Source organism: Vibrio chemaguriensis, from assembly GCF_012275705.1.
Lineage (GTDB): Bacteria > Pseudomonadota > Gammaproteobacteria > Enterobacterales > Vibrionaceae > Vibrio > Vibrio diabolicus.
The window spans coordinates 19,462-45,472 of sequence record NZ_SHOE01000017.1 but is presented as its reverse complement, the minus strand read 5'-3'; the positions used below and the strand labels follow the sequence as shown (position 1 = coordinate 45,472).

Annotated in this window: 30 protein-coding genes and 2 pseudogenes; 12 read left to right on the top strand and 20 right to left on the bottom strand. The window is 45.2% G+C overall.

Annotated features, from left to right (window positions below; genetic code table 11):
- Positions 1 to 76: 76 nt before the first annotated feature.
- On the top strand, positions 77 to 1,039 hold the full coding sequence (locus EX191_RS16140) for a D-2-hydroxyacid dehydrogenase (RefSeq protein WP_193448049.1): 963 nt from the start codon (positions 77 to 79) through the stop codon (positions 1,037 to 1,039).
- An 88-nt stretch (positions 1,040 to 1,127) separates the two neighbouring features.
- Here the strand turns inward: EX191_RS16140 and yjgA are convergent, their stop codons facing one another.
- Positions 1,128 to 1,655 (bottom strand): ribosome biogenesis factor YjgA, encoded by a 528-nt coding sequence (gene yjgA / locus EX191_RS16135; protein WP_193448048.1) that lies wholly within the window; start codon positions 1,653 to 1,655, stop codon positions 1,128 to 1,130.
- A gap of 110 nt (positions 1,656 to 1,765) precedes the next feature.
- Between yjgA and pmbA the strand changes: the two genes are divergently transcribed.
- Positions 1,766 to 3,109 carry a metalloprotease PmbA gene (gene pmbA, locus EX191_RS16130; protein ID WP_005396252.1) on the top strand — a complete coding sequence of 448 codons (1,344 nt, stop codon included), beginning with the start codon at positions 1,766 to 1,768 and terminating at the stop codon, positions 3,107 to 3,109.
- Positions 3,110 to 3,170: 61 nt separating this feature from the next.
- On the opposite strand, the gene mgtE is transcribed toward pmbA, so the two are convergent.
- The 11 genes and pseudogenes from mgtE to EX191_RS16075 form a co-directional block, all read right to left on the bottom strand.
- Entirely contained in the window at positions 3,171 to 4,529 is a 1,359-nt protein-coding gene (mgtE, locus tag EX191_RS16125) for a magnesium transporter (protein ID WP_005396251.1), read from the bottom strand.
- Positions 4,530 to 4,677: 148 nt separating this feature from the next.
- Positions 4,678 to 4,953 (bottom strand): HPr family phosphocarrier protein, encoded by a 276-nt coding sequence (locus tag EX191_RS16120; protein WP_005396244.1) that lies wholly within the window; start codon positions 4,951 to 4,953, stop codon positions 4,678 to 4,680.
- A 2-nt stretch (positions 4,954 to 4,955) separates the two neighbouring features.
- Entirely contained in the window at positions 4,956 to 5,819 is an 864-nt protein-coding gene (rapZ, locus tag EX191_RS16115; protein ID WP_193448047.1) for an RNase adapter RapZ, read from the bottom strand.
- A 14-nt stretch (positions 5,820 to 5,833) separates the two neighbouring features.
- A complete protein-coding gene (gene ptsN, locus EX191_RS16110; RefSeq protein WP_005381116.1) occupies positions 5,834 to 6,280 on the bottom strand; it encodes a PTS IIA-like nitrogen regulatory protein PtsN in 447 nt (148 codons plus the stop codon).
- Between the two features lie 2 nt (positions 6,281 to 6,282).
- Entirely contained in the window at positions 6,283 to 6,570 is a 288-nt protein-coding gene (hpf, locus tag EX191_RS16105; protein WP_005381114.1) for a ribosome hibernation promoting factor, read from the bottom strand.
- Positions 6,571 to 6,594: 24 nt separating this feature from the next.
- Entirely contained in the window at positions 6,595 to 8,064 is a 1,470-nt protein-coding gene (locus tag EX191_RS16100; RefSeq protein WP_193448046.1) for an RNA polymerase factor sigma-54, read from the bottom strand.
- Positions 8,065 to 8,114: 50 nt separating this feature from the next.
- Entirely contained in the window at positions 8,115 to 8,840 is a 726-nt protein-coding gene (gene lptB / locus EX191_RS16095; protein WP_005396240.1) for an LPS export ABC transporter ATP-binding protein, read from the bottom strand.
- 1 nt (position 8,841) lies between these two features.
- Entirely contained in the window at positions 8,842 to 9,336 is a 495-nt protein-coding gene (lptA, locus tag EX191_RS16090; RefSeq protein ID WP_005396239.1) for a lipopolysaccharide transport periplasmic protein LptA, read from the bottom strand.
- Positions 9,317 to 9,880, bottom strand: a complete 564-nt coding sequence (gene lptC, locus EX191_RS16085) for an LPS export ABC transporter periplasmic protein LptC (protein WP_005396238.1) — start codon at positions 9,878 to 9,880, stop codon at positions 9,317 to 9,319. The genes lptA and lptC overlap by 20 nt, the downstream gene beginning before the upstream one ends.
- Positions 9,881 to 9,966: 86 nt before the next feature.
- Positions 9,967 to 10,938, bottom strand: coding sequence for an arabinose-5-phosphate isomerase KdsD (gene kdsD, locus EX191_RS16080; RefSeq protein ID WP_005396237.1), 972 nt, complete (start codon positions 10,936 to 10,938; stop codon positions 9,967 to 9,969).
- Between the two features lie 29 nt (positions 10,939 to 10,967).
- Positions 10,968 to 11,934: pseudogene (locus tag EX191_RS16075) on the bottom strand (calcium/sodium antiporter).
- Positions 11,935 to 12,308: 374 nt separating this feature from the next.
- On the opposite strand from EX191_RS16075, the pseudogene mlaF reads away from it, so the two are divergent.
- The 8 genes and pseudogenes from mlaF (at position 12,309) to EX191_RS16035 (ending at position 17,749) form a co-directional block, all read left to right on the top strand.
- A pseudogene (gene mlaF, locus EX191_RS16070) lies at positions 12,309 to 13,111 on the top strand (phospholipid ABC transporter ATP-binding protein MlaF).
- Complete coding sequence (mlaE, locus tag EX191_RS16065) at positions 13,101 to 13,892, top strand: lipid asymmetry maintenance ABC transporter permease subunit MlaE (protein ID WP_005396234.1); 792 nt, start codon at positions 13,101 to 13,103, stop codon at positions 13,890 to 13,892. The pseudogene mlaF and the gene mlaE overlap by 11 nt, the downstream one beginning before the upstream one ends.
- Before the next feature lie 2 nt (positions 13,893 to 13,894).
- Positions 13,895 to 14,383, top strand: coding sequence for an outer membrane lipid asymmetry maintenance protein MlaD (gene mlaD / locus EX191_RS16060; RefSeq protein ID WP_005396233.1), 489 nt, complete (start codon positions 13,895 to 13,897; stop codon positions 14,381 to 14,383).
- A 2-nt stretch (positions 14,384 to 14,385) separates the two neighbouring features.
- Complete coding sequence (mlaC, locus tag EX191_RS16055) at positions 14,386 to 15,024, top strand: phospholipid-binding protein MlaC (RefSeq protein ID WP_006742355.1); 639 nt, start codon at positions 14,386 to 14,388, stop codon at positions 15,022 to 15,024.
- Positions 15,024 to 15,344 carry an STAS domain-containing protein gene (locus tag EX191_RS16050; RefSeq protein ID WP_005396231.1) on the top strand — a complete coding sequence of 107 codons (321 nt, stop codon included), beginning with the start codon at positions 15,024 to 15,026 and terminating at the stop codon, positions 15,342 to 15,344. The genes mlaC and EX191_RS16050 overlap by 1 nt, the downstream gene beginning before the upstream one ends.
- A gap of 3 nt (positions 15,345 to 15,347) precedes the next feature.
- A complete protein-coding gene (ibaG, locus tag EX191_RS16045) occupies positions 15,348 to 15,602 on the top strand; it encodes a BolA family iron metabolism protein IbaG (protein ID WP_005396230.1) in 255 nt (84 codons plus the stop codon).
- Positions 15,603 to 15,611: 9 nt separating this feature from the next.
- A complete protein-coding gene (gene murA / locus EX191_RS16040; protein ID WP_005396229.1) occupies positions 15,612 to 16,877 on the top strand; it encodes a UDP-N-acetylglucosamine 1-carboxyvinyltransferase in 1,266 nt (421 codons plus the stop codon).
- A 146-nt stretch (positions 16,878 to 17,023) separates the two neighbouring features.
- Positions 17,024 to 17,749 carry a 1-acylglycerol-3-phosphate O-acyltransferase gene (locus EX191_RS16035; RefSeq protein ID WP_005381088.1) on the top strand — a complete coding sequence of 242 codons (726 nt, stop codon included), beginning with the start codon at positions 17,024 to 17,026 and terminating at the stop codon, positions 17,747 to 17,749.
- A gap of 85 nt (positions 17,750 to 17,834) precedes the next feature.
- On the opposite strand, the gene EX191_RS16030 is transcribed toward EX191_RS16035, so the two are convergent.
- The 6 genes from EX191_RS16030 to arcA all read right to left on the bottom strand — a co-directional run bounded on the left by EX191_RS16030 (position 17,835) and on the right by arcA (position 22,423).
- Positions 17,835 to 18,224, bottom strand: coding sequence for a RidA family protein (locus EX191_RS16030; protein WP_005381087.1), 390 nt, complete (start codon positions 18,222 to 18,224; stop codon positions 17,835 to 17,837).
- 128 nt (positions 18,225 to 18,352) lie between these two features.
- Complete coding sequence (gene pyrI, locus EX191_RS16025; RefSeq protein ID WP_005381086.1) at positions 18,353 to 18,814, bottom strand: aspartate carbamoyltransferase regulatory subunit; 462 nt, start codon at positions 18,812 to 18,814, stop codon at positions 18,353 to 18,355.
- A gap of 15 nt (positions 18,815 to 18,829) precedes the next feature.
- On the bottom strand, positions 18,830 to 19,759 hold the full coding sequence (gene pyrB / locus EX191_RS16020) for an aspartate carbamoyltransferase (protein WP_005397473.1): 930 nt from the start codon (positions 19,757 to 19,759) through the stop codon (positions 18,830 to 18,832).
- 87 nt (positions 19,760 to 19,846) lie between these two features.
- Complete coding sequence (locus tag EX191_RS16015) at positions 19,847 to 19,942, bottom strand: hypothetical protein (RefSeq protein WP_031780631.1); 96 nt, start codon at positions 19,940 to 19,942, stop codon at positions 19,847 to 19,849.
- Between the two features lie 99 nt (positions 19,943 to 20,041).
- Positions 20,042 to 21,046 carry an ornithine carbamoyltransferase gene (gene argF / locus EX191_RS16010; protein WP_193448045.1) on the bottom strand — a complete coding sequence of 335 codons (1,005 nt, stop codon included), beginning with the start codon at positions 21,044 to 21,046 and terminating at the stop codon, positions 20,042 to 20,044.
- Between the two features lie 156 nt (positions 21,047 to 21,202).
- Positions 21,203 to 22,423: an arginine deiminase gene (gene arcA / locus EX191_RS16005; RefSeq protein ID WP_005397470.1), complete on the bottom strand. Its 1,221-nt coding sequence runs from the start codon at positions 22,421 to 22,423 to the stop codon at positions 21,203 to 21,205.
- 583 nt (positions 22,424 to 23,006) lie between these two features.
- On the opposite strand from arcA, the gene rraB reads away from it, so the two are divergent.
- Together rraB and EX191_RS15995 are read left to right on the top strand one after the other, a co-directional pair.
- Positions 23,007 to 23,420: a ribonuclease E inhibitor RraB gene (rraB, locus tag EX191_RS16000; RefSeq protein ID WP_005381081.1), complete on the top strand. Its 414-nt coding sequence runs from the start codon at positions 23,007 to 23,009 to the stop codon at positions 23,418 to 23,420.
- 166 nt (positions 23,421 to 23,586) lie between these two features.
- On the top strand, positions 23,587 to 24,387 hold the full coding sequence (locus EX191_RS15995) for a glycosyl hydrolase 2 galactose-binding domain-containing protein (RefSeq protein ID WP_104974782.1): 801 nt from the start codon (positions 23,587 to 23,589) through the stop codon (positions 24,385 to 24,387).
- Positions 24,388 to 24,406: 19 nt separating this feature from the next.
- Here EX191_RS15995 and EX191_RS15990 read toward each other — a convergent pair whose 3' ends face one another.
- A complete protein-coding gene (locus EX191_RS15990; RefSeq protein WP_104974783.1) occupies positions 24,407 to 25,312 on the bottom strand; it encodes a bifunctional helix-turn-helix transcriptional regulator/GNAT family N-acetyltransferase in 906 nt (301 codons plus the stop codon).
- A 115-nt stretch (positions 25,313 to 25,427) separates the two neighbouring features.
- Positions 25,428 to 25,832: a DUF2061 domain-containing protein gene (locus EX191_RS15985; RefSeq protein WP_005397464.1), complete on the bottom strand. Its 405-nt coding sequence runs from the start codon at positions 25,830 to 25,832 to the stop codon at positions 25,428 to 25,430.
- Positions 25,833 to 26,011 lie beyond the last annotated feature (179 nt).

The window sequence follows — 26,011 nt, the reverse complement described above, 5'->3', positions numbered from 1 at the left end:
AACGGTGCTTTCTAGTTCGCTATTTCGTTACTGTGTTTGATGTATCCTGTCTTTCAGCCGTGAACAAGGAGTTGTTATGTCTTTGCCGACCATCGTATTTTTGGACCGAGCGACCATCCCAGAACATATTGAGGTCCCACGACCTAGCTTTCAGCACCACTGGCGCGAGTACGACTTAACTGCGCCAGAGCAGGTAATAGAAAGGTTAGCAGATGCAGATATCGTGATTAGCAATAAAGTCCTGCTTGACCAAAATGTATTAGAGCAACTACCACAATTGCGGATGATCGCGGTTGCCGCGACTGGTTTTAACAACGTCGATGTGGACTACTGTGCTAAGCATGATATTGCGGTTGCCAATGTACGTGGTTACGCGACGCGTTCGGTGCCTGAGCACGTGATTGCGATGCTGTTTGCTTTACGCCGAAATTTATTTGGCTACCATCAAGATATTGCCGCTGGCGAATGGCAGCGTAATAAGCAGTTCTGCTTTTTTACGCACCCAATCGGGGATATAGGTGGTAGCACGTTAGGTGTTGTTGGTAGTGGGGTGCTGGGGCAAGCGACGGCGAATCTAGCTCAAGCGTTAGGAATGACCGTGTTGTTTTCTGAGCGTAAAGGGGCGGCAGAATGTAGACCTGGTTATGTGCCGTTTGAGGAAGTGTTGAAACGTTCTGATGCGTTGACTTTGCACTGTCCGCTCAACAAGCATACTCAGAATTTGATTGGTCAAGCAGAGTTGCAACAAATGAAGCCCAACGCCATTCTAATTAATACGGGGCGTGGAGGCTTGGTGAGTGAGGACGCGCTGGTGGATGCCCTAAAACAGGGAGAAATCGCTGCGGCTGGTTTTGATGTTTTTACACAAGAACCAGCTGATGAGAGCAATCCGCTGATTGCCAATATGAATTTACCCAATTTGCTACTTACACCGCATGTTGCATGGGGTAGTGACTCTTCGATTCAACGTTTAGTGGAAATCTTGATTGAGAACATTGACGCTTTCGAGCGCGGAGAGCGTATTAATCGCTTGGTGTAACGCTGACATTTAAGTAAAAGATAAAAAAAGCAGACATCATGTCTGCTTTTTTCGTTAATTGAATGCTCTTTGGAATCGAGCCGTCGAATTAAAACTCTTCTTCGTTGAGACCTTTTAGGATCTGGAAGATTTCGCGGTACGCTTTTGCTGGTTTCCCTGCTTTTTTCTCTTTGGATGCTTGGCGAGCCAATTGGCGTAGACGCTGACGATCAGCCTCTGGGTACATTTCCATTACGTCATCAATGGCTTTGTCACCTTCTTCCACCACGCGATCACGCAGAGCTTCAAGCTTGTGGAATACCGCCGTTAATTGAGAGTGCTTGTTACGAATCTTATCCAACGCAGCTTGGATTGGCTCTGGATCTTCATAACGCATCAACTTACCAATACGTTGTAATTGGCGACGACGTGCTTCGTTTTTAAAGCGTTGTGCGTCTGCAATTGCTTCTCGCAGGTCTTCGCTCAATGGAAACTTTTCTAGAACTGCAGGTTTGAGGCCGACAAGCTCCTCACCTAGCTTTTGCAGTTCTTCCATGTCTCGCTTCATCTCGGATTTGCTTACCCAGATGATCTCTTCTTCTGGTTCCCATGGCGCTTTTTGATTCTTACGTGCCATTTCAGTTGCCTGTGTTTTGATTAATATTATGACTATTTTAACAAGAATCGTGGGGAGAAAGCGAAATTCTTGTTATCCTATTGTTCATCAAAGACAAGATGTGAAAGACAATGGATATTAAACAGCAGGTTGCTGAGCAACGTACCGAGCTAGAGCAAGCCGTCGCAAGAGCCTTAAAGCTTGCATCGGCAAAATCTGACGCCGCCGAAGTCGCAATTACCAAAAGCACTGGTTTAAGTGTATCTACTCGCATGGGCGAGGTAGAAAATGTCGAGTTCAACAGCGATGGTGCGCTGGGCATTACCGTTTACCGAGGTCAACGTAAAGGCAGTGCTTCCACGTCTGATTTAAGTGAAGCTGCTATCGAGCAAACCGTTATTGCGGCGCTGGATATTGCGCATTACACATCTGAAGATCCATTTGCAGGGCCCGCAGCCAAAGAATACATGGTGCAAGAGATCCCTGAGCTTGATCTTTTCCACCCAGACGCCCCTGATCCCGATTATGCTGCCGATGTGGCGATCGCCGCTGAGAAAGAAGCGTTAAGTTATGACAGTGCAATCAAACAAAGTGATGGCGCGAGTTATGATAGCCACTACGGTGTAAAAGTGTATGGTAACAGCCATGGCTTATTAGCAAGCTATGCGTCTAGCCGCCACAGTACCAGCTGTTGTGTGATTGGCGTTGGTCAAAATGGCGAAATGGAGCGTGATTACAGCTACACAGTGGCACGTCATCGCGATGACTTATGGACGCCAGAAACAGTGGGTCGTAAGGCGGCAGAGAATACGATTAACCGTTTAGATGCGCAGCGCCTAAAGACAGGTAAATACCCAATCATGTTTGCTGCTGATGTTGCAACTGGCTTGATTGGTCACCTTGTTATGGCGATCAGCGGTGGTAACCTGTACCGTAAATCTTCTTTTCTACTTGATCATCTTGGTAAGCAAGTGCTTCCTGAGTGGTTCAATATCTCGGAGCGTCCACATGTATTACGTGGTTTGGCGTCAAGCCCCTTCGATAGCGAAGGCGTGTACACTCAAGATCGTGAGATCATCACTGACGGTGTGCTAGCGACTTACCTGTTAACCAGTTATGCCGCACGTAAAATGAAGATGGCGCCGACAGGTCACGCTGGTGGCATCCACAACTGGTACGTGAAATCGACTGGTCAAAACTTCGAACAAATGCTTAAAGAGCTCGGCACTGGTTTGCTAGTGACAGAAGTGATGGGGCAAGGCGTGAACGTGGTAACGGGGGATTACTCTCGCGGTGCTGCAGGCTTTTGGGTTGAGAACGGTGAAATCCAATACCCAGTATCGGAAATTACCATTGCTGGTAATCTAAAAGACATGTTCAATAAGATTGTTGCCGTAGGTAGCGACGTTGAAACGCGCTCGCAAATTCAAACGGGTTCAATCTTACTGGATGCGATGAAAGTGGCGGGTGAGTAAGCTTTCCTAATTCAGAATTAAAAAAGCCTGATGTGTTCATCAGGCTTTTTAGTTTTTGCAGTTAGGTAATCAGTATTGTGGCAAGCCCTAAGAATACTGATAAACCAATTACATCCGTTACGGTCGTTAACGCCATACCACCAGCTAAAGCTGGGTCGATGTTCATTTTCTTTAAGAGGATTGGAATCGTTACTCCGGCAACCCCAGCGACCAATAAGTTAGTCAGCATCGCGGCGGAAATGATTCCCCCTAGCATCCAGTTTCCTTTCCAAGCGACAACAATGCCGCCAATAATCAGCGCCCACATGATGCCGTTGAGTAAACCGATCGAGGCTTCTTTCATCAACAGTTCTCGTTTGTTCGAGTCACCGATATGACCAAGAGCAAGACCACGAATCACTAGTGCGACGGTTTGGTTACCAGCGACACCACCCATGGAAGGAACAATCGTCATCAATACGGCAATGGCAGCCATCTGGTCTAGCGTGGCTTCAAACATGTTAGAAACAGAAGCGGCGGCGAGTGCGGCCAACACGTTAGCCCCAAGCCAGATACTGCGTTTGCGAGCTGATTTTACAACGGGTGCGAAGGTATCTTCATCATCATCCATACCTGCCATACTCATCATCGAGTGTTCGGCATCTTCACGGATAACGTCAACTACGTCATCGATAGTGATACGGCCAACGAGATGCTGGTTCTCGTCTACGACAGGAGCAGAGACCCAGTTACGACGTTCGAACAGACTAGCAACATCTGAATCACTGGTATCGACAGTGATCGCTTCGTCAGCATCTTCCATGATGTCGATAATTTTGACATCAGGCTGGGTCGTGATCAGCAGAGTAATGGGTAGTTCACCAATCAGTTTGCTTTCTTCATCAATGACATAAAGTGCATCCGTTGCTTCTGGTAGTTCACCTTTCATACGCAGATAACGTAAAACCACATCCACATCTACGTCACCACGAATCGTGATAACGTCGGTGTTCATCAGTCCACCTGCAGTGTCTTCTGGGTAGGACAGGGCGGTTTCGACACGCAGACGGTCAGAGGAGTCCATTTGCGACAGGACTTCGCGTGACAGGTTGTCTGGCAAGCTACGCAGTACATAAGCCACGTCATCGGTATCCATGCCTTCTGTCGCCTCTGCAAGCGCTTCAGGTGCCATTTTGGATACGAGACTATCTTTGACGTCTTCGTTTAGTTCGTCGAGGATTTCACCGTAGTCTTCAGGGTCGGTGAGTTGCCAGAGAACTTCACGGCTTTTGCGTGGAGAGGCTTCTAAAAGGTGAGCGATATCCTCAGGTTCCATGTCCTGTAACTGACGACGAACATGGACGAAGCGGCCATTTTCTAGTGCTTCTGTGACTTCTTGGAGGGCTTGGTGAGCTTGGTCGAATTCAATTTGCTCTGCCATTCATTCCTCCCAATTCCTGATATTTACAATGCGTTGAATAATAACTTAATTCTAGGCGCCTTTTAATAACAACTTATGATACTAAGCAAATTTATTTATTGGCGCAGTGAGGGGAAGGGGAGTGAGAGGTAAAAAAAAAGCGAGTAAATTACTCGCCTTCATCAAATTTATCTTCGATTAAGTGGCAAACGGCATCCAGTGCTTCTTCTGCTTGCTCACCCGCAGCGTGGATTGTGACGTACTGTCCTTGAGCAGACTCAAGCATTAATAAACCCATTACGCTGTCTGCTGTGGCGGTTTTGTCTTCTTCATTGTCGATAGTGATGACCGCTTCAAAGCTCTGGGCCAGTTCGACCAGTTTGACGGCTGCGCGAGCATGTAAGCCAAGGCGATTTTGAATCAATACTTTACGACTTAACTCCACAGCTACTCCTTAGTGTTTTTCTCTAGTGAGGTATGGCGAATTTGCACTTGGTGTCCTTTATTGGCGAAGTACTCACCGATTTGCTGAGTTAAGTACACCGAACGGTGTTTACCACCGGTACAACCTATTGCAACGGTCAAATAGCTGCGATTGTTTTTCTCGAGCAGAGGTAACCAATTCTCTATAAAGTTTTCAATTTGGTATTTCAAACTTAACACCGATTGGTGCTGCTCCAAAAATGCGGCGATAGGGGCATCCAAACCCGTAAGTGGGCGCAACGCTGGTTCCCAATGTGGGTTGGGCAAGAAGCGAACGTCGAATACGTAATCGGCATCGGAAGGCAGGCCATATTTGAAGCCAAAAGACTCAAATACCATAACAAGCCCTTTGCGATCTCTGCCTTCAACACGCATACGCACGGTTTCACTCAACTCATGCAAAGATTGTCCGCTGCTGTTCAGTACAAGATCGGCATGCGCTTTAAGTGGTGTTAAAATTTCTTTCTCACGCTCGATGGCTTGGTCAAGGGAGAGAGAGGTGCCACCTAAAGATAAAGGGTGGATTCGGCGTGTTTCGCTGTAGCGTTTGAGTAGCGTTTCCTTATTGGCGTCCAAGAAAAGCATGGTCACATCAAGCTCTGTTTTCAACTGCTCCAGTGTACCAGTCAGTTCTTTTAGCTTTTTAGGGATATTGCGAATATCAATGCTTACCGCAACATTCTGCTTGCTGTCAGCAACAGAGTGAACAAATGCGTCCAGCAAATTCACTGGGAGGTTATCAACACAGTAATAACCTAAGTCTTCCAGTACGCGCAGCGCAATACTCTTACCGGCACCTGAGTGCCCGCTAACCACGATTAGTCGCATGATGTCCGTCCTGCTTATTGGTGAATCATGATGTCGTAAAGTTCTTCATCACTCTGAGCATTGCGCAGTAGTTTCAATACTTGCTTATCGCTCAGACGTTCTGCCATAGAGGATAGAGTCTTGAGGTGCTCTTTGCACTGTTCTTCTGGTACAAGGAGCGCAAAAAGAAGGTCGACAGGTCGATTATCAATCGCATCGAATTCAATTGCTTCATCACATTGCAGCAAGACAGCAATAGCCTTGTCGCTCGATTGCATTCTAGCGTGTGGGATCGCAATACCGTTTCCGATACCAGTACTGCCCATTTTCTCTCTGTTGAGCATGCACTCGAACAGTTCGGTAGAATCTTGGCCCGTTTGATCAGCCACGATGCGGCTGATCATTTCAAGGGCGCGTTTTTTACTCGTGCAGTGGACCGCACTCTTGGTGCAGTCCAATGACAGTATTTCGCTCAGTTGCATGATTAATGACTGTTTAGTTTTTCTTTGTGCTTATTGAGTTGGCGAACCAATTTATCTACCAGCGAATCGATCGCGGCATACATATTTTCGTCATCAGCTGATGCGTGGATTTCGCCTTGATTTATATGAAGCGTAGCTTCCGCGATTTGAGTGATTTTTTCAACTTTTAGTACAACATGTACTTGATTGATATGGTCGAAGAACCTTTCGAGCTTCTGAAACTTAGAATTTACATAGTCTTGCATTGAATCGGTAAGATCAACGTGATGGCCTTGAATATTGATTTGCATAGACTTTCCTTTTCAGTTAGTGCCTTATAATAGGCGTTTACGCTGACTTGAAGGGGCAATTCCCAAGGATTCTCGATATTTGGCTATCGTACGTCTCGCGACCTGAATCCCTTGGTCAGCCAGAAGAGCAGCAATCTTGCTATCACTCAATGGCTTAGCAGTATTCTCTGCTGCGACCAGTTTTTTAATGAGTGCGCGAATTGCTGTTGACGAACATTCTCCGCCGTTGTCAGTACTAACATGGCTAGAGAAGAAGTACTTCAATTCAAAAATGCCACGTGGTGTATGCATAAATTTTTGTGTTGTTACACGAGAAATCGTGGATTCATGCATGTCCACTGCCAAGGCTACATCATTTAGTACCATTGGCTTCATGGCTTCCTCACCATACTCGAAGAAATCTTGTTGATGTTCAACAATACATCTTGCAACTTTGAGTAGCGTCTCGTTTCTACTCTCTAAGCTCTTAATTAACCATTTTGCCTCTTGCAAATTGCTGCGGATGTACTGGCTATCCGCGCTATTGCCTTTGCCTAATTGAGCATATTGTTGATTTACTTTTAATTTTGGAACGCTATCTGGGTTGATAGAAACGGTCCATTTGCCGTTGTCTTTAAAAACGGACACATCTGGAATTACGTACTCGGTATCATCCGGTGTGATACGGCTACCGGGACGAGGATCTAACTGCTGGATAAGTTTGAGGACTTCACGGAGATCGGCTTCTTTCAGCTTAGTCTCTTTGATGACGAGCTTGTAATCACGGTTCCCCAGGTGATCAATATGATCCGCAAGAATCATTTTGGCTTCAGCAAGCCACGGTGTGTCTTCTGGGAAAGTAGCTAGCTGTAGCAGTAGGCACTCTTGTAAGTTGCGTGATGCCACACCGAGCGGATCGAACTGCTGAATACGTTTACGAACGGCTTCTACTTCGTCTAACTCAATCTCTTCGTTATCGAAGCTCTCATGAATTTCTTCAGGAGATAGGGTTAGGTAACCGTAGTCGTCAACAGCGTCAATAATCGCTAATGCAATCGTACGATCGGTTTCACTGAATGGTGTCAGGTCAAGCTGCCACATTAGGTAGTCATGCAATGATTCCGTGGTTTCGCCTTGGTAGACGGGCATATCATCATCAAGAGCTAAGCCAGTGCTACCGGTATTCGCGCTGTAGACGTCATCCCAAGTGGTATCGATTTCAAGTTCAGAGCTGATCTCTGACTTCTCAATTACGTCTGAACTGTCTGGAACGTCAATGTCTGCTGGTTCGTTAGCACTGTTGCTATCAGCAGCCTCGACCACTGATTTATCTTCACCGTTTGCTAGAGGCTCATCTTGGCCTTCTTCAACTTCCAATAATGGGTTTGAATCCAAGGCTTCTTGGATTTCCTGTTGAAGATCGAGTGTCGACAGTTGCAGTAAGCGAATCGCTTGTTGCAACTGTGGCGTCATGGCTAACTGTTGACCTAGCTTGAGTTGTAATGAAGGTTTCATTCAGTGTTACTTACCTTGTAATGCTCAGAATCTTACCGTTCCTAATATAATCATAGACGGAATTGTTCGCCGAGATAAACTTGTTTCACCTGTTCATTATTGAGAACTTCTGCCGGAGTTCCCGATGCAATTAGGTGCCCTTGGCTTACGATATAGGCTTTTTCGCATACGTCCAGTGTTTCACGCACGTTATGGTCAGTGATTAACACTCCGAGGCCGCGATCGCGTAGATGCTCGATGATTTTCTTGATGTCATTAACCGAGATTGGGTCAACACCAGCGAAAGGTTCATCCAACAAAATGAATTGAGGGTTGGCTGCTAAAGCGCGAGCGATTTCCACTCTGCGTCGCTCACCCCCCGATAGTGCCATACCCGCACTGGTTCTGATGTGCTGAATGTGGAATTCTTCCAACAAATCTTCCAGCTTATCTTGGCGCTCTTCACGTGTCATTTCTTGACGAGTTTCGAGTACGGCCATGATGTTATCTTCCACCGACAGCTTACGGAAAATCGACGCTTCTTGCGGAAGGTAGCCAATCCCGAGACGCGAACGACTGTGCATCGGCAGAATACTGATGTCTTTATCATCAATGGTAATGGTGCCCTCATCTCGTGGCACCAAGCCGACAATCATATAAAACGAGGTGGTTTTACCTGCGCCGTTTGGGCCTAGCAGCCCAACAATCTGACCAGATTCAACTTCCAAGCTAACATCGGTTACGACTTTGCGCTTTTTGTAGCTTTTCGCCAAGTTTTTCGCACTCAGTACTGCCATATTAGTTCTCTATCTGATTGGGTTGCAAAATGGTCGTAACGCGCTCTTCCTTAGAGCTATCAGCGACTAGCTTTTGTTTACCAATTTGGTAACGAATCGAAGAACCTTTGATGGTGTTGTTGTCTTGTGCCAGTTGCGCTTGACCTTTCATGGTCAGTTCGTCTGTAGAAATACGGTAATCCAGCTCCACAGCTTGACCACTCAGTGTCTTACCATCGTCCATCAGCTGAGAAAACTTCGCAGGTTTACCAAATGCTTGAATCTGTTTGATGGCTTCGGTTTTAGGATCGCGCGTTACCACGATTCTATCAGCATCGATATTGATGCTACCTTGCTTAAGAGATACATCGCCTTTAAAAATAACCTGGTTACTCTTCATATCCACTTGTTGGGTGTCAGAGTTAATGTAAACCGGTTGTTGAGTATCCGACTTAAGTGCCAGCGCTTGAGGCGCCGCCAATACCAGTGCCAGTAGGCTAAGGTGTAACGGTTTCATATCGACCTTGAACTTCGTCTGTCAGAGTTGCGGTATGCTGCTTTAAGTTGCCTTGCATTGCGCCTCCAGTAGTTTCAAATTGTGGCCCAACCAACATGACCTGTTGATCAGCTTTAAAATCACGATTGGTTAGATTAATGACTAACTTGTCTGTTGCCATGGTATCAAAACTCGCACCAGGCAGAAGATTTTGCATTAAGACCTTGTCATATAAAGTCAAAACTTGGTCTTCATCTAACACGGCTCTTGTGGCCGTCACCTTCCATTCAATGACGCTACCTTCACGGTAAACCATCAACGTCGGGTTATTAAAAATGGTATCTCCACTCTTAGCATAATGGTCTAAGTTCGTGGAGCGGATGATGTAACTGCGGACACCATCTTCACCATAGGTGATGTTTTCCAGTCCAGTACCACTGAACATGGGCAGTTCAGAATCTGGTGCTACTTGAATTGCGTCGTTGCCTTTTGGGGTCAGTAGGTAATAACCGCACCATGCGACAACGAAGATCAAGAGCAAATAAATAAGGCGAGTAAAACTCATATAATGAAGGCCTATCGTTTAGCTCAGTACTTCCCTGACCATTGCCTTTATTTGTGTAATAAATGATTTAAATGTTTGTGCTGATATTACATCACGCCAGCTTTTAGTAAATCGTGCATGTTCAGTGCACCCACAATTTTTTCGTCTTTACATAAAATCAGAGCGTTAATATTTTTATTCTGCATCAAGTTCAAGCCTTCAACCGCTAGCATATCAGGGTGCGCTGTGGTTGGATTTGTCGTCATGACTTCGCCAATCGCGGTCGTATGAATATCAATGCGTTTGTCTAAGGTGCGACGTAAATCACCATCGGTGAATATACCAAGCATAGCATCGTGCTCATCGACGATAGCGGTCATTCCTAGCCCTTTTTCTGAAATTTCAAGCAGGGCATCGCGAATCAATGCGTTTGGAGAAACTTTAGGTAGCGCTTCTCCAAAGTGCATAATATCAGACAACTTAAGCAGCAGTTTTCTCCCTAACGCGCCACCTGGATGAGATAGAGCAAAATCTTCGGCAGAAAAACCACGCGCTTGGAGTAGGGCTACGGCTAATGCGTCTCCCATTACTAATGTGGCCGTGGTACTGCTGGTCGGTGCCAACCCTAGTGGGCAAGCTTCTTGAGGTACCGTAATTTGTAGGTGCAAGTCAGACAGTTTTGCCATATTGGATTCTGGCTTGCCTGTCATACTAATTATCTTGATGTTCAGGCGTTTTAATACCGGAAATAGAGACAGAATTTCGTTTGACTCACCAGAGTTAGAAATTGCGAGCACAATATCTCCAGGGCTGATCATGCCCAAGTCGCCATGTGCTGCTTCGCCAGGGTGAACGAAAAACGCAGAAGTCCCCGTGCTTGCCAGAGTCGCAGCAATCTTGTTACCAATGTGGCCTGACTTGCCAATACCCATAACGACTACTTTGCCGCTGTTGGAAAGGATCAGTTCGCACGCTTTCTCAAATTGATCATCAAAGTAGGTATCCAGCTCTTGCAGAGCAGCAACTTCGATATCAAGAACTTGTTTAGCAGCAGCGCGAAAATCAAATTGATTGGACATATCAGTTCTCTACTTATTTATCGTGGTAATTAAGCGGCCATGTTTGCGAATAAGTACACTTGATAACCTAGGAAGCATGCAAACAAGATTGCACCTTCAATACGGTTAATACTGCGTGATTTACCCAAACACATCGCGATAAGTAACAGTGAAACGCCTAACATGACCCAGAAGTCACGTCCCATCGCGTACTCACTCAGTACCGATGGATTAATGATGCCGGGAATGCCCATTACGGCCAGAATATTAAACACATTCGAGCCAATAATGTTACCGACGGCCATGTCGTCTTCACCTTTTAAAACACCAGCAAGCGATGCTGCGAGCTCAGGTAGACTAGTGCCGATGGCAATGATAGTCAGACCTATGACAAGATCGCTCATGCCAAAATACTTCGCAATAATCACCGCGTTATCCACTAGCATGCTTGCTGCCAAAGGAAGCAGTATCAGGCCAATAACCACCCACATGATCGCTTTAGGGTTGCTGACGCCTTCTGGGATCTCTGACTCTTGGTCATCAAGAAAAACATCACCTGATTTTTGTTCTTTGCGGCTGATCTGCAACATAGCAAATAAAAATGCCCCAAAGAGTACAAACAATAAGACACCTTCATAAAAAACCGAGATGGCTATTCCAAAGCAGAATACCGGCGAGTACTGTTACTGCAATCATTAATGGCAGTTCCCGGCGGATGACCGCGGAGCTAATCGACAGAGGCTTGATGAGTGCTGTAATACCTAGGATTAACGCGATGTTCGCGATGTTTGAGCCTAAAACGTTACCCACTGCAGTATCGGTTTTTCCGTCCCAGGCTGCGGTTGCAGAAACCATCATCTCTGGCGCAGAAGAGCCCATCGCAAGGATTGTCATGCCGATGACAAGAGGTGAAATACCGACGTTGCGGGCTATCGCTGCAGAACCAAAAACAAGTTTATCTGCACTCCATACGAGCAAAACAAGACCGACTATAAGCAACGCTACGGCTTCGAGCATGAGAATTCCTAAGTATTAAATAAGTAAAATGAATAACCGCTAATTTTGACCTTTTGCGGCCTAAAATGGAAGATAAACGACGAATAAATTAAAGGTTAGTAACGAAAATGTATGCAAATGTCGTTCATTTAAATCAGCAATTCTTGTCTAGGATTTAAACACTTTGCGCTGATTTGATCGTAATCCACAAAAAATTGCAGGTATATACTCGACTTTATTTAATTGAACAGTGCTTTAAATTCAAAGCCAATGTGCTTATGATTGCAGCCTAATAAATGTACCGACGTTACTTTATTAAACGTGAAATTCAACTCCGTTGTGTGTCTGGTTGATGATGCCGTGAGTTGCAACGCTCCGACAGTAGAAGAGATGATATGTCGAACAACGATTTAGTCACCGTGAACAACCTCACTTTTTCACGGGGAGAGCGCAAGATCTTTGATGGTATTGATCTGCATGTTCCTGAGGGCAAAGTGACGGCCATTATGGGACCATCGGGAATAGGTAAAACAACACTGCTGCGTTTAATTGGTGGTCAGTTGTATCCCGAGCAAGGAGAGATCTGGTTTGATGGCGACAATATTCCCTCTCTCTCGCGTAAAAACTCTACCATGCTCGAAAGAAAATGAGCATGTTGTTTCAATCAGGAGCTTTATTCACTGATTTGAATGTCTTTGATAACGTCGCCTTCCCATTGCGAGAGCATACGAATTTATCGGAAGAGCTGATTCGTACCATGGTATTGCTTAAGCTTGAAGCCGTCGGTCTACGCGGCGCGGCACAACTGATGCCGAGCGAGCTATCGGGTGGCATGGCAAGACGCGCTGCGTTGGCGCGTGCGATCGCCCTGGATCCTGATTTAATCATGTACGATGAACCATTTGTCGGACAAGACCCAATCACCATGGGTGTCTTGGTTGAGCTTATTAGTAATCTAAATCAAGCGTTAGGTTTAACTTCTATAGTCGTTTCTCACGACGTGCCTGAAGTGATGAGTATTGCCGATTGGGTTTATCTGATGGCCGATGGCAAAATTATCGCTTTTGGCACACCAGAAGAGCTTAATCAGAATCCTGACCCTCGCGTTCAGCAGTTCTTACAAGGTGATGCAGATGGTCCTGTACCGTTTCGCTTCCCTTCTCAAAGTATCGAAAAGGACTTATTTGATGGTCGATAACTTTATGCATTTTGTCGCCTCACTAGGTAGACGAACGCTCTCCATCTGCGGAGCATTTGGTCGTGCGACTTTCATGCTGATTGGGGCACTGTTTACTAAGCCACAACCGCTTAAAAGCTTTCCTCTGCTCGTTAAACAACTTTATTCCGTAGGCGTCCAGTCTCTGGCGATTATCGTCGTATCTGGGTTGTTCATTGGTATGGTCTTGAGCCTACAAGGCTATGTTGTGCTGGTGGATTACGGCGCAGAGGGCAGTTTGGGGCAAATGGTGGCGCTCTCATTGCTACGTGAATTAGGGCCCGTTGTCACTGCACTTCTGTTTGCTGGTCGTGCAGGCTCTGCGTTAACTGCAGAGATAGGTTTGATGAAAGCGACGGAGCAACTCTCTAGCCTTGAAATGATGGCGGTAGATCCTTTGAAAAGAGTGATTGCGCCACGTTTTTGGGCTGGTGCTATTTCAATGCCATTGCTGGCTATGATTTTCATGGCAGTGGGTATTTGGGGCGCCCAGCTTGTTGGTGTTGACTGGAAAGGTGTTGACCATGGCAGTTTTTGGTCAGCGATGCAGTCCTCAGTTGAACTAGGACAGGATATTGGTAACAGTATGATCAAGTGCTTTGCGTTTGCAATTACGGTTACTTGGGTCGCTCTATTTAATGGTTATGATGCTATTCCTACTTCGGAAGGGATCAGCCGAGCAACTACGCGCACTGTTGTGCATTCTTCTTTAGCAGTACTAGGACTAGACTTTGTACTGACCGCATTGATGTTTGGGAATTAATCATGCAACAAACACGTAAAACTGAATTATGGGTTGGCAGCTTTGTATTAGCGGGAATTTGCGCGATTCTTGTGATGATTTTTCAAGTTGCTGACGTAAAAAGCATTGGCTCTGGTGATACTTACACCCTCAAAGCTGAGTTCGATAATATTGGTAGTTTAAAAGTTCGCTCGCCAGTAAAAGTGGGTGGGGTTGTGATTGGCCGGGTAAGCAATATTTCGCTTAACCCAGATAACTTATTACCTGTTGTGAGTCTATCGATCAATAGCAAATACAATCAATTCCCAGAAACGTCGAGCGTACAAATTTTGACGTCTGGCTTGATTGGTGAGCAATACATTGGTTTAGTACCAGGCTTTGTTTTTGACGATGAAGTCATGCTGGTCGATGGCGATACCATCGAAGACACCAAATCAGCGCTCGTGCTTGAAGACTTAATTGGTCAAGTGCTTTACAGCGTAGGTGGTTCAGACGATTCAAGTAAGGAATAACTATGTTAGCGAGATTATTACTTTCAGTTTGTGCTGTGTTTAGCGCGTTTGGTACAAGTGCAGCAGAAGTGGATAAAACTGAACCTTATAAGATGATGAAGCAAGTGGCTGAAGTCACGTTCGAAAGATTAAAAGCCGAGCAGCCGAAAATCAAACAAGACCCAGATTTACTCAAGGTGATTGTTGAAGAAGAGCTAATGCCTTACGTCAACTACCGCTATGCTGGGTTAAAGCTCCTAGGTCCAAACCTAAAAGGAGCGAAACGTGAAGACGTACTTGAGTTTATCGATGCATTTCGTGCGTATTTAATTGCTTCATATGCCCAAGTGCTAACGCAATACAGTGACCAGAAAATTGAATTTGGTCCTGAGCCTAGTATTGATGACTCTAAGCGTATCACCAGCATTAAAGTTGATATCATCGATACGCCGCGTCCAAACATCAAGCTAGAGTTCAAATTGCGTAAAGACAACAAATCTGGTGAGTGGGAAGCATTCGATATGATTGCGGAAGGCATTAGTTTACTCTCTAGCAAACAGTCAGAATGGAATAGCAAAATTCGTCAAGAAGGCATTTTATCTGTCGCGAAAGATCTAGAAAAATTAGCTGCGGAACCGGTTCGCTTTGAGGCGAAGAAATAATGGCCCAGACTCCCGCTCAGTGGCAATTAGATCAAAACATTCTTAAGCTAACAGGGGCACTTGATAGAGATACAGTGCCCTCATTGTGGGCGTATGCTCAGCAATGGCAACCAGCTCAAGCTGAGCTGGAATGCTCGTTAAAAGAGATAGAGCGCGTCGACTCTGCAGGAATGGTGATGTTAATCCACTTATTAGAGCATGCAAAAAAGCAAAACTGTCATATAATGCTCAGTTTCGTGCCGGCGCAACTGCGCACTTTGTTTCAACTGAGCAATGTTGAATCTTTAGTGGCCAAACACATACAGAATTATCAGGGGTAAATTGTGGATAGCGCAAAAGTACAACAGTTATTAGAAGAAGCACTAAACCTTCAAGAAGTGCATGTAAAAGGTGAAGGTAGCCACTATGAGGTGGTTGCTGTTGATGCTTGTTTCGATGGAATGAGCCGCGTTAAGAAGCAACAGTTAATTTATGGTCCTCTGATGGAATACATCCAGCGTAACGACATTCACGCATTATCAATTAAAGCGTTCACACCAGAAGAGTGGGCTCGTGATAAGAAACTGATGTCGCTTTAAGGTTTATTGATGGAAAAGTTTCGAGTTATTGGGTCAGATAAACCACTCGTTGGTGAAGTGACCATTTCCGGTGCAAAAAACGCAGCACTGCCGATTTTATTTGCGTCTATCTTGGCGGAAGAGCCTGTAGAAGTGGCAAACGTGCCACACCTTCGTGATATCGATACAACCATGGAACTGCTTAAGCGTTTAGGCGCGAAAGTAAGCCGTAATGGTTCTGTTCACGTCGATCCAAGTAGCATTACTGAATACTGCGCACCGTATGATTTGGTGAAAACCATGCGTGCTTCTATTTGGGCTTTGGGCCCGCTCGTAGCGCGATTTGGTCAAGGTCAGGTTTCTCTACCTGGCGGTTGTGCTATCGGTGCTCGTCCTGTTGATCTGCATATTTCTGGCCTAGAGCAGCTTGGCGCAACGATTACGCTTGAAGATGGTTACGTTAAAGCTGAGGTTGATGGTCGTCTAAAAGGTGCGCACATCGTGATGGATAAAGTCAGCGTAGGCGCGACGATCACCATCATGTGTGCTGCAGCACTTGCTGAAGGCACTACAACGCTAGACAACGCGGCGCGTGAACCTGAAATTGTAGACACCGCGGATTTCCTAAATAAGCTTGGAGCAAAAATTTCTGGTGCAGGCACAGATACGATCACGATTGAAGGTGTTGAGCGCCTAGGTGGTTGTAAACACAACGTGGTTGCCGACCGTATTGAGACGGGAACATTCCTTGTCGCTGCTGCGGTATCTGGCGGTAAAGTAGTATGTCGTAACACTAACGCTCATTTGCTTGAAGCGGTTTTAGCCAAGCTAGAAGAAGCTGGCGCGCTTGTCGAAACGGGTGACGATTGGATTTCAGTTGATATGACTGATCGCGAGCTGAAAGCAGTGAGTGTACGTACAGCGCCGCATCCAGGCTTCCCGACCGATATGCAAGCGCAATTTACGCTACTAAACATGATGGCTAAAGGCGGCGGCGTGATCACTGAGACTATCTTTGAAAACCGCTTTATGCACGTACCAGAATTGATGCGTATGGGCGCGAAAGCCGAGATTGAAGGCAACACCGTTATCTGTGGTGATGTTGAGTCATTAAGTGGTGCGCAAGTGATGGCAACCGACCTACGAGCTTCGGCTAGTTTGGTAATTGCGGGCTGTATTGCTAAAGGCGAAACCATCGTTGATCGTATTTACCATATCGACCGCGGTTACGACAAAATCGAAAATAAACTGGCTGCACTTGGCGCAAATATTGAGCGAGTGAGCGAGGCAAGTTAAACTGCACCGCAGGTAACTTGGATATCAAGAGAGCCGAAACCTGAGTTTCGGCTTTTTTATATCACTCTCATGACCATAGTTATCCTTTATGGAAAGAGAGAAATTAATAGCTGTATCTGGCAAAAGCCGGTTCCTGGAGAACAAGAATGATTGCACTGTTACGTGTATTTGCTGTCGCTATCTTTGCGATTGTTATGTTTATTGGTGGTTGTGGTTACTGCCTGTTAAGCCCCCGAAACCCTAAGCACGTTTTCACTTTTGGCCGCTTGTTTGCCAAGATGTCTCGTGTATTTGGGATTAAGTTAGAGCTGCGTATCCCTGAAGATGCGTATTCACGCGGACAACATGTTTACATTGCTAACCACCAGAACAACTGGGACATGTTTACTGTTTCTGCTGCTGTGACCCCGAAAGTTGTGACAGTAGGTAAAAAGAGCTTGGCTTGGATGCCACTGTTTGGTCAGCTTTACTGGCTTACGGGTAACATCCTGATTGACAGAGCGAATCGCTCGAAAGCAAAAGGTACTATCGATCAGGTAGTGAGCAGCATGAAAGAAAGTGATGTTTCGGTGTGGATGTTCCCTGAAGGCACGCGTTCTCGTGGGCGTGGTCTGCTGCCATTCAAAACAGGTGCTTTTCATGCAGCAATTGGAGCAGGCGTGCCAATCATTCCTATCGTATGTAGCTCGACGAATAAAATTAAGCTGAACCGTTGGAACAATGGTCATGTGATTGTTGAAATGCTACCTCCAATCAGTACAGAAGGCTATGGTAAAGAGGGCATTCGCGAGCTAGCGAATATCTGTCGTGAACAGATGAAAGAGAAGCTTGAATCGTTAGATGAAGAAGTCAAACAGCGTAATGCTGCTTAAGTTTTACTGCGATATCATCACGAAAAGACAATAAAAAACGGGTAGCCTGAGCTACCCGTTTTTTTATGTTTGTCAGCAAGTGCCATTATTTGCGAACTGCAATTGCTTCAATCTCGATACCAACATCTTTCGGTAGGCGAGCGACTTCTACACAAGAACGTGCAGGGTAGTTTGCTACGCCGTGCTCATCAAAGAACTTGCCGTAAACTTCGTTCACCGTGCCAAAGTCGTTTAGGTCTTTAACAAAAACCGTTAGCTTCACGATATCTGACACTTTAAGGCCTGAAGATTCAACCACAGCCTTTACGTTTTCTAGAGACTGACGAGCTTGCTCTGCGATATCAGCAGACACTTCACCTGTCGCTGGGTTTACTGGGATTTGGCCTGAAGTAAGAACCATGTTACCTAGATCTACGCCTTGAACGTAAGGACCGATTGCTGCTGGTGCAGATTCAGTGTGAAGTACTTTCGTCATTTGATTTTTCCATCAGTTGTAGGGAATAAAGATTCTCAGTTTGCCTCTAAACCCGTGGTAGGTAAAGAGTAAAATACCCCGACATTGCGGGGTATTTTAAACGTATCACGCCTAGTCGTACGGTGTGTTTATCGTTCGGTTACGATCTCACGTGAGAAGACTTTCTCGCAGTACTTACACTTTAAGCGGATTTCTTGTTTCTTTTCGAATACGCTAAAGCTGCTTTCTACTGGCTCATTGTGAGAAATACAGTTTGAATTTGGGCATTCGAAGACATCATTGATGCGCTCTGGAAGCTCTAACGCGAGCTTTTTCACCACTTCATAGTTTTCGATTTGGTTCACGGTCGCGTGAGGAGCATACAGCGCCAACTTGCTCGCTTGCTCTTCATTAATAAACACATTTTCTATTTTCAGTAGATCTTTATGACCGAGTGCCGATGATGGCAAGTTCAGACCAATCGTAACGCGCTGTGATGAATTGTGCATATCGAACAGTCTTAATACTTTGATGCCGATTTGCGCAGGGATGTGGTCGATGACTGTGCCATTTTTGATTGCTTCTACCTGCAATTGAGTTTCTTTAGCCATGGGTTTTCTCCTCGATTACAGTGTTTCGTTTAGAACAAGCGCCAACAGTGCTTGGCGAGCGTATACGCCATTTTGAGCTTGCTGGAAGAAGTAAGCATGAGGCGTTTTATCAACATCGGTTGTGATTTCATCCACACGTGGTAGTGGGTGGAGTACTTTTAGATTCTCGCGCGCCCCTTCGAGTAATGCAGCTGTCAAAATATACGCCGATTTAATGTGCGCGTACTCCGATTCGTCAAAACGTTCTTTCTGTACTCGTGTCATGTACAGAATATCTAGTTCAGGAATCACGCTCTCCATGTCCGTGTGCAGACTATATTGAATGCCAGCTTCGTCTAGCTCTTCGCAGATGTAATCTGGCATTGCCAATGCTTCTGGTGCAACAAAGAAGAAGCGGATGTTATTAAACTTCGCTAAGGCTTGAGTCAGAGAGTGCACCGTGCGGCCATATTTTAGGTCACCGACGAACGCGACGTTCAAGTTGTCTAGACGACCTTGTGTTTCCGCGATGGTGTATAGGTCGAGTAGCGTTTGAGTTGGGTGTTGGTTTGCACCGTCACCAGCGTTGATCACTGGCACGCCATTTGAGAATTCAGAGGCCAAGCGAGCGGCGCCTTCTTGTGGATGGCGCATCACAAAGGCATCGACGTAAGAAGAGATGACCTGTACTGAATCTGCGAGTGTTTCGCCTTTTTTCGCCAGAGATGTATTACCATCATTATCAAAGCCAATCACGTCACCACCAATGCGTTGAATCGCTGTTTCAAACGATAAACGTGTACGTGTTGATGGTTCAAAGAAACAACTGGCAACGACTTTGTTTTTAATCAGTTCTGGTCGAGGTGCTTTTTTAAGGCTGCCTGCTGTTTCTACGATAAGTTCCAGCTCTTCACGTGAAAGCTCTGGAATAGAGATGATGTGCTTCTGGTAAAGCGAGTTCGCCATGATCTTCTTCCCTATAACATTGATGACTACATCCAAATAACCGAAAGGAATTTTGGACATAAAAAAACCTCCCCAAATGGGGAGGTTTTAAAATTCAATAGAATTAACGAAAATAACACCACGTAAGCGTAGTCGCTTAGCTAGAGCAAATCGCGTTTTCATGTCGGCAATTAGCTTGGTCATTTCTTAATCCTCAGACAAATTGCCGAGCATTATACGCTTAACTTTCGTGAGCGCAAGCGATTACATCATGGTTTTTGGCAGCTGTTTTGGCTTGTTAGTTTAGCTTCCTAATGTTGCTACCATCACGGCTTTGATGGTGTGCATACGGTTTTCAGCTTCGTCGAATACGATGGAGTATTCTGACTCAAATACCTCTTCTGTTACTTCAAGGCCTTTCATGCCGTATTTTTCAGCGACTTCTTTGCCGACGGTGGTATCATCATTGTGGAAAGCTGGAAGACAGTGCATAAATTTCACATGTGGATTACCCGTTTGTTTAATCACGTCCATATTGATTTGATATGGTGTCATTAAAGCCACACGTTCATCCCATGCCTCAGCGGATTCACCCATAGATACCCAAACATCGGTGTAAAGGAAGTCACAACCCTTCACGCCTTCCTCCACGCTTTCAGTTAATGTGATTTTTGCACCAGTTTGCTGCGCGATAGTTTGGCAAGTTGCCACCAAATCTTCTTCAGGCCAGAACGCTTTTGGCGCGACAAGGCGAATATCTATGCCCATTTTAGCGGCGCCCACCATGAGCGAGTTGCCCATATTGTTGCGTGCATCGCCTAGGTAAGCGAAGGTCATTTCATGCAGCTGCTTACCGCGTCCGTACTCTTGCATGGTCAGGAAGTCAGCAAGGATTTGGGTTGGGTGGAACTCATCAGTCAAACCATTCCACACTGGAACACCAGCATAAGTGCCAAGCTCTTCAACAATGGATTGGCCAAAACCGCGGTATTCGATGCCATCATACATGCGGCCAAGTACGCGCGCGGTGTCTTTCATTGATTCTTTATGGCCAATCTGAGAACCAGAAGGGCCGATGTAAGAGACTTGAGCGCCTTGATCAAAAGCAGCGACTTCAAACGCACATCGGGTACGAGTCGAAGATTTCTCAAAGATGAGTGCAATGTTTTTACCTTGAAGTGTCTTCTGCTCTGTTCCTGCATATTTTGCTTTTTTTAGCTCTGCAGACAGTTCGAGCAAGAACTGGATTTCTTTGGTTGAGAAATCCAATAGCTTCAAAAAGTTGCGGTTACGTAAATTGAAAGCCATAGCTCGTCCCTTAGTACGTGTGATTGAATTAATAGAATGCATTAAAACATATAAATGCTTTATTTGTGAATAATTATTTTTATGTAAAACTAAAAAAGGTTGATGCATTCACATCAACCTTAGTTTTTATTCATTTAATGTAAAAGGACGAATTGGTTATATATCGTCTCGTTCTATCGGACAACTCATGCAGCGGGCGCCGCCACGGCCACGGCCAAGCTCGTTACCTGGGACTGTCAGTACTTTGATACCAGCTTTGTCGTATTTTTCGTTGGTGTATACATTGCGTTCGTAACCAATCACAACGCCCGGTTTTACGGTAAGAACGTTATTGGCGTCATTCCATTGTTCGCGCTCAGCTTCATAACTGTCACCACCAGTGGTGATGATTTTCAGCTGATCTAAGCCAAGAGCAGATTCAATCGCATGCAGGTAGTTATGAGATGCTTCAACATGCATTTCACCATTGCCTTTTGGTGTTAAGCGCCATGTGTCGAGATCTTTGCGCATGATCTCTGGGTAAACAGAGAACGTGTCCACATCCATATGGGTCATAACGGTGTCTAAATGCATGCATGAACGGTGTTTAGGCAGATCAATCGCAATCACTTCGGTTGCTTGTCCTGCCTTAAACAGGCTCGCTGCAAGGTTTTCTACACCTTGCGCGGTCGTGCGCTCAGACATACCGATCAGAACTGCACCTTTACCAATAACCAACACATCACCGCCTTCGACATTCGCATTATCGTAATGCAGATCATCGTCACCGAAGTATTTAATAAAGTCTTGGCCAGCAAAAATTGGGTGCCAACGATAAATCGCACGTAAGTGGTTTGTTTCACGTTGGCGTGCAGGCATCATCATTGGGTTGAGCGATACACCACCATAAACCCAGCATGAGGTATCACGCGTAAATAGGTGGTTAGGTAGCGGCTCAATAACAAAATCCAGCGGACGCTTCATTTTTGGCAGCATAGAAGATGAGGTGATCGGCAGCTCTGAGTAAGCTAAGCCACCTAAAAAGATGCTGGCAAGGTGTTCATCATCCATTTCTGAAAAATATTGGCGCAGGTCTCGCGCAAAGGTTGGCCCGTAACGAAAGTCAGAAATCTGAGTATTTAGCAGCCACTGTTTTGCTTCTGGAACGGCGAGGGTTTCGACCAGTAAATCGTGGAGGAGAAGCACTTCTACATCTTGATCGCGTAGCGTGCGTGCGAACGCATCGTGCTCTTCACCGGCCGCTTCTACAGCAAGAACATCATCAAACAGTAACTCATGACAGTTTGATGGAGTTAAGTGGGTTAGGGCGCGCTCTGGGCGATTTAATAGAACTCGTCGAAGTTGACCAACTTCTGATCCAACGTACAGCTTGCTCATTTTGTATCCTTACAAATTTTCCAGCCGTTAGTTATGACAAGCTTCCTAGAAAGATGCAAATCACTACGCTTTGCCTATATTCTGAGTTTTTATTGTTTTTTAGATTTTAGTTTCGTCTGTTTTGCTAATGAAGTTTTGGTTTGGGTTTAAATTCTATTTTGTAAAATGTGGAGAGCGTGCGTTTTTATTCTAATTTTCCCATTGAGAAAGAATACATGCATAGTGCATAAAACGTGCATTTTTATTCCTGATTATGCATTATTGAAGTGAATTTATTCGTTATGCTTCTTCGTTTTACACGTGAGTGTATTCAAGAAAGCGCCATAAACACGCACAGAAAGAGAAAATAACCGCATTAAGTGTCAGTTAGGATGTTCTGAATATTAAAAAATGCCATTTTTTGTTAATTTTTTGTTTCTTTGCGTGGTCGGTTTAATATTTATATTCAAATAACCGATAAGAATCGCGGTGGTATGATGTTTGTTTGTGGCTTTTCATCGCAATCCATGCCATATTTCACCGGATCAGCATACTCAGTATTGGGTATAGTGTTTCTATCAAGTAACTAATCTGGAGCCAAAACATGTCTCACGAAGATGAATATCTATCAGTAGAAGAATTAATTGAGATTCAAAAGGAAGAGACTCGCGATATCATTGCAGCATTGCTAGAAGATGGCAGCGATCCAGATTCGCTATACGAAATCGAGCACCACCTGTTTGCAGAAGATTTTGACACGCTAGAAAAAGCGGTAGTTGAAGCATTCAAGATGGGCTTTGAAGTGCTTGAAGCGGAAGAAACTGAAGATGAAGATGGCAACAAGTTGCTTTGCTGTGACGCAACCATGGAATCAGCATTAGACGCAGAAGCCATTGATGCGCAAGTTGAAAAACTGATTCACTTGGCAGAAAAATACGACATCATCTATGACGGTTGGGGTACGTACTACGAAGGCGAAGATGCGCTTTACCCTGAAGAAGATGAAGACGACGAGTAATCAAAGCTCACCTCTTTTAGAAAAACCAGCGTTTAACGCTGGTTTTTTTATACCTTGAAAATGGCATCCAACAACAGATGTATGTGGAGGTGATAAATAATTCACATTGAGTTTATAGGGGATTTCTCCCTATAATGCGTGAAAATTGATCTAGCGCAAGGTGTATATGCAACTCTCACTCGCCGGTTTATGGCAAGTCTCTCCACTGACGGACCTCTCGATTCCACAGGATGACATCACTTTTCCCGCCCCTTTAAGTCTGGTCCTGCCTGATGAATTGACGGAAGAAGCAATTCGTCAGCAAGAGTGGCACCTGATGCATGACATTGAAGTGGATGAGGCGATGATGGCATTTCCTGCAGTGGAAATGGTAATGGGTGGTGTTGATTACCATGCGGAGGTACGTTTGAACGGCGTGGCTGTGTTTGATTGTGATGGCTCGCAAAGTGTGTATAAGAAAGACATTCGCCCATACATGCAAATGGGGCGTAATCGTTTTGAGATATTGTTCCTAGAGGAAGAAGAAGATCTTTTATTCGATGAGGATAAGCCAGAGCTTTGCCCGCTTTCTGAACATCAATATAAGAAAAGTGATGAGCGACTGGGCGTGTGGCAAGAACCGTACTTGCAGTTTATTCGCAACGTGCGTTTAGAGCGCGTGGCAACCGAGCAGATTTGGCACCATGGTGGCGGGTGTGAATTTAAGGTCGATTTGTATTACCAGACATTTGCACCAGGGCTAGTGTCAGCAGCGGTAAAGTTTAATGGCATGACTTACCATATCCCAATTGACGTTCGTGCAGATCACGCCAGCGCACTCTTTCAGATTGAAGCGCCAAAGTATGCTGATCTTAATGACCCTGATCCAAATGATCTCTATCAGTTGTCTGTTGAATTGGATGGACAACGCCAAAACTTCACTGTTGCATTGAGCCAGGAGCTTTGCGTTACCCATGTTGTGCTTTAACGTCTGATAATATTTTTTATTACAGTACCTTAAGCATTACGACTTCACATGCATCATGCCCTGTTTGCCCAAGCGGGGCATCGAGATGCTCAAAGCCTAGCTTTTCATACAAGCCTACCGCCTCTCTTAGACATTCGGTCGTTTCTAAATAGCACTGCTGATACCCAAGCTGTTTCGCCAGTTGTAAGCTCAATGCGACGATGCGTTTGGCTAAACCGTGTCCTCGTGTTTGAGGTAAGAAGTACATCTTTTGCAGCTCACACACATTTGGCTCACCAGCTAAAGGGGCAAAGCCACCGCCACCAACGATCTCTCCGCGATGTTCAATGACCCAATAGGCGGCGCCGCATTGATTGTAAACCGAATACATATCATCAAGCGTTGGATCGGCCACACCATAACCTTTGTCTGCGGTTAAGCCGTATTCAGCAGAGACTTTACGAATTACGTCTGCCACTTGCGGGTTGTCTGCTTTTGTAAGAGGTCGAAGAACGTATTCCTCTGCCTGACATACTTTTATCAGCCCTTTTAGGTAAGTCTCTAGACCAAGTTTGAGTTGTTCTTGCTCACAGTCATCAAGTTGTGTAAGCAACTGCTCAAAAAAGCTGTTTTGCTGTTGGTCTAGTTGCGATAACGCCTGCTGTCCTTGAATTGTGAGCACTACGAGTTGGCTTCGTTTATCTTTCGGGTTTTCGATGCTCTCAACCAAACCTAATTTAATCAAACCAGTAATGGTGCGGCTTGCATTGGACTTGTCGACACTAAGCTGCTGCGCCAGTTGGTTGATGGTCAATGGCTGCAATTGGATTTCACCTAATGCGTGCGCTTGTACCGGGGTAAGAGCGACATCGCCGCATTGTTTATCGAGCATACCAAGCAATCGGACGGCTTGACGGGAGTAGTGTCGGAGTTGACGAGCGTTCATTATCACTTACCTCTAAAAATAAAGTTGCGCACCGCAATTAAATTAATTGCGGTGCGCAACTTTGTCAATGATAAATGTCATTTGGCTCGTTAGGAGACGTAGTGAGCCTCCATGTTTAAGCGTGGTGATGTAAACAAAACTGCGGTGCTGGAGTTTTTGCTGATGATTTACGCATCCATACTTTCTCGTGGAAGTAGTAAGCCACCGTATTCAAACTCGGCTCTAGCATCGCCATTACGCCGCCGACAAATGCATCACCTGTTAGTAAGTAAACCACGGTAAAAGCGACGCTGAAGTGCACGGTCGCAAAGCTTGCGGTTTTTAATTTGGTCATCCACTGACGAGCTTTAAGTGCTGGGACTTTTGCCCATGCCTTTTCATGAAAGTAGAAGGCTACGGTGTTCACTGAAGGCTCAATCATGGCAATTAAACTACCAATTAAAATGTCGCCTGTGAGTACGTAAGCGACACTAAATGCGATAGTAAAATGCAGTGCTGCGAAAGTTAGTGTCTTTTTCATGATAATTACTCAATCGTGTTTGTTTCGATGAGTTTATTATCGATAATAATTCTCATTAATGCTAATGGATGATGAGTATTGTTGCGATAGGGGAAAGCTATTGATGATGGTTTTTGGTGAAAGATATACAAAAAAGGTTGACCATGATGGCCAACCTTTGGATTCAAAGTGAGAAGTGT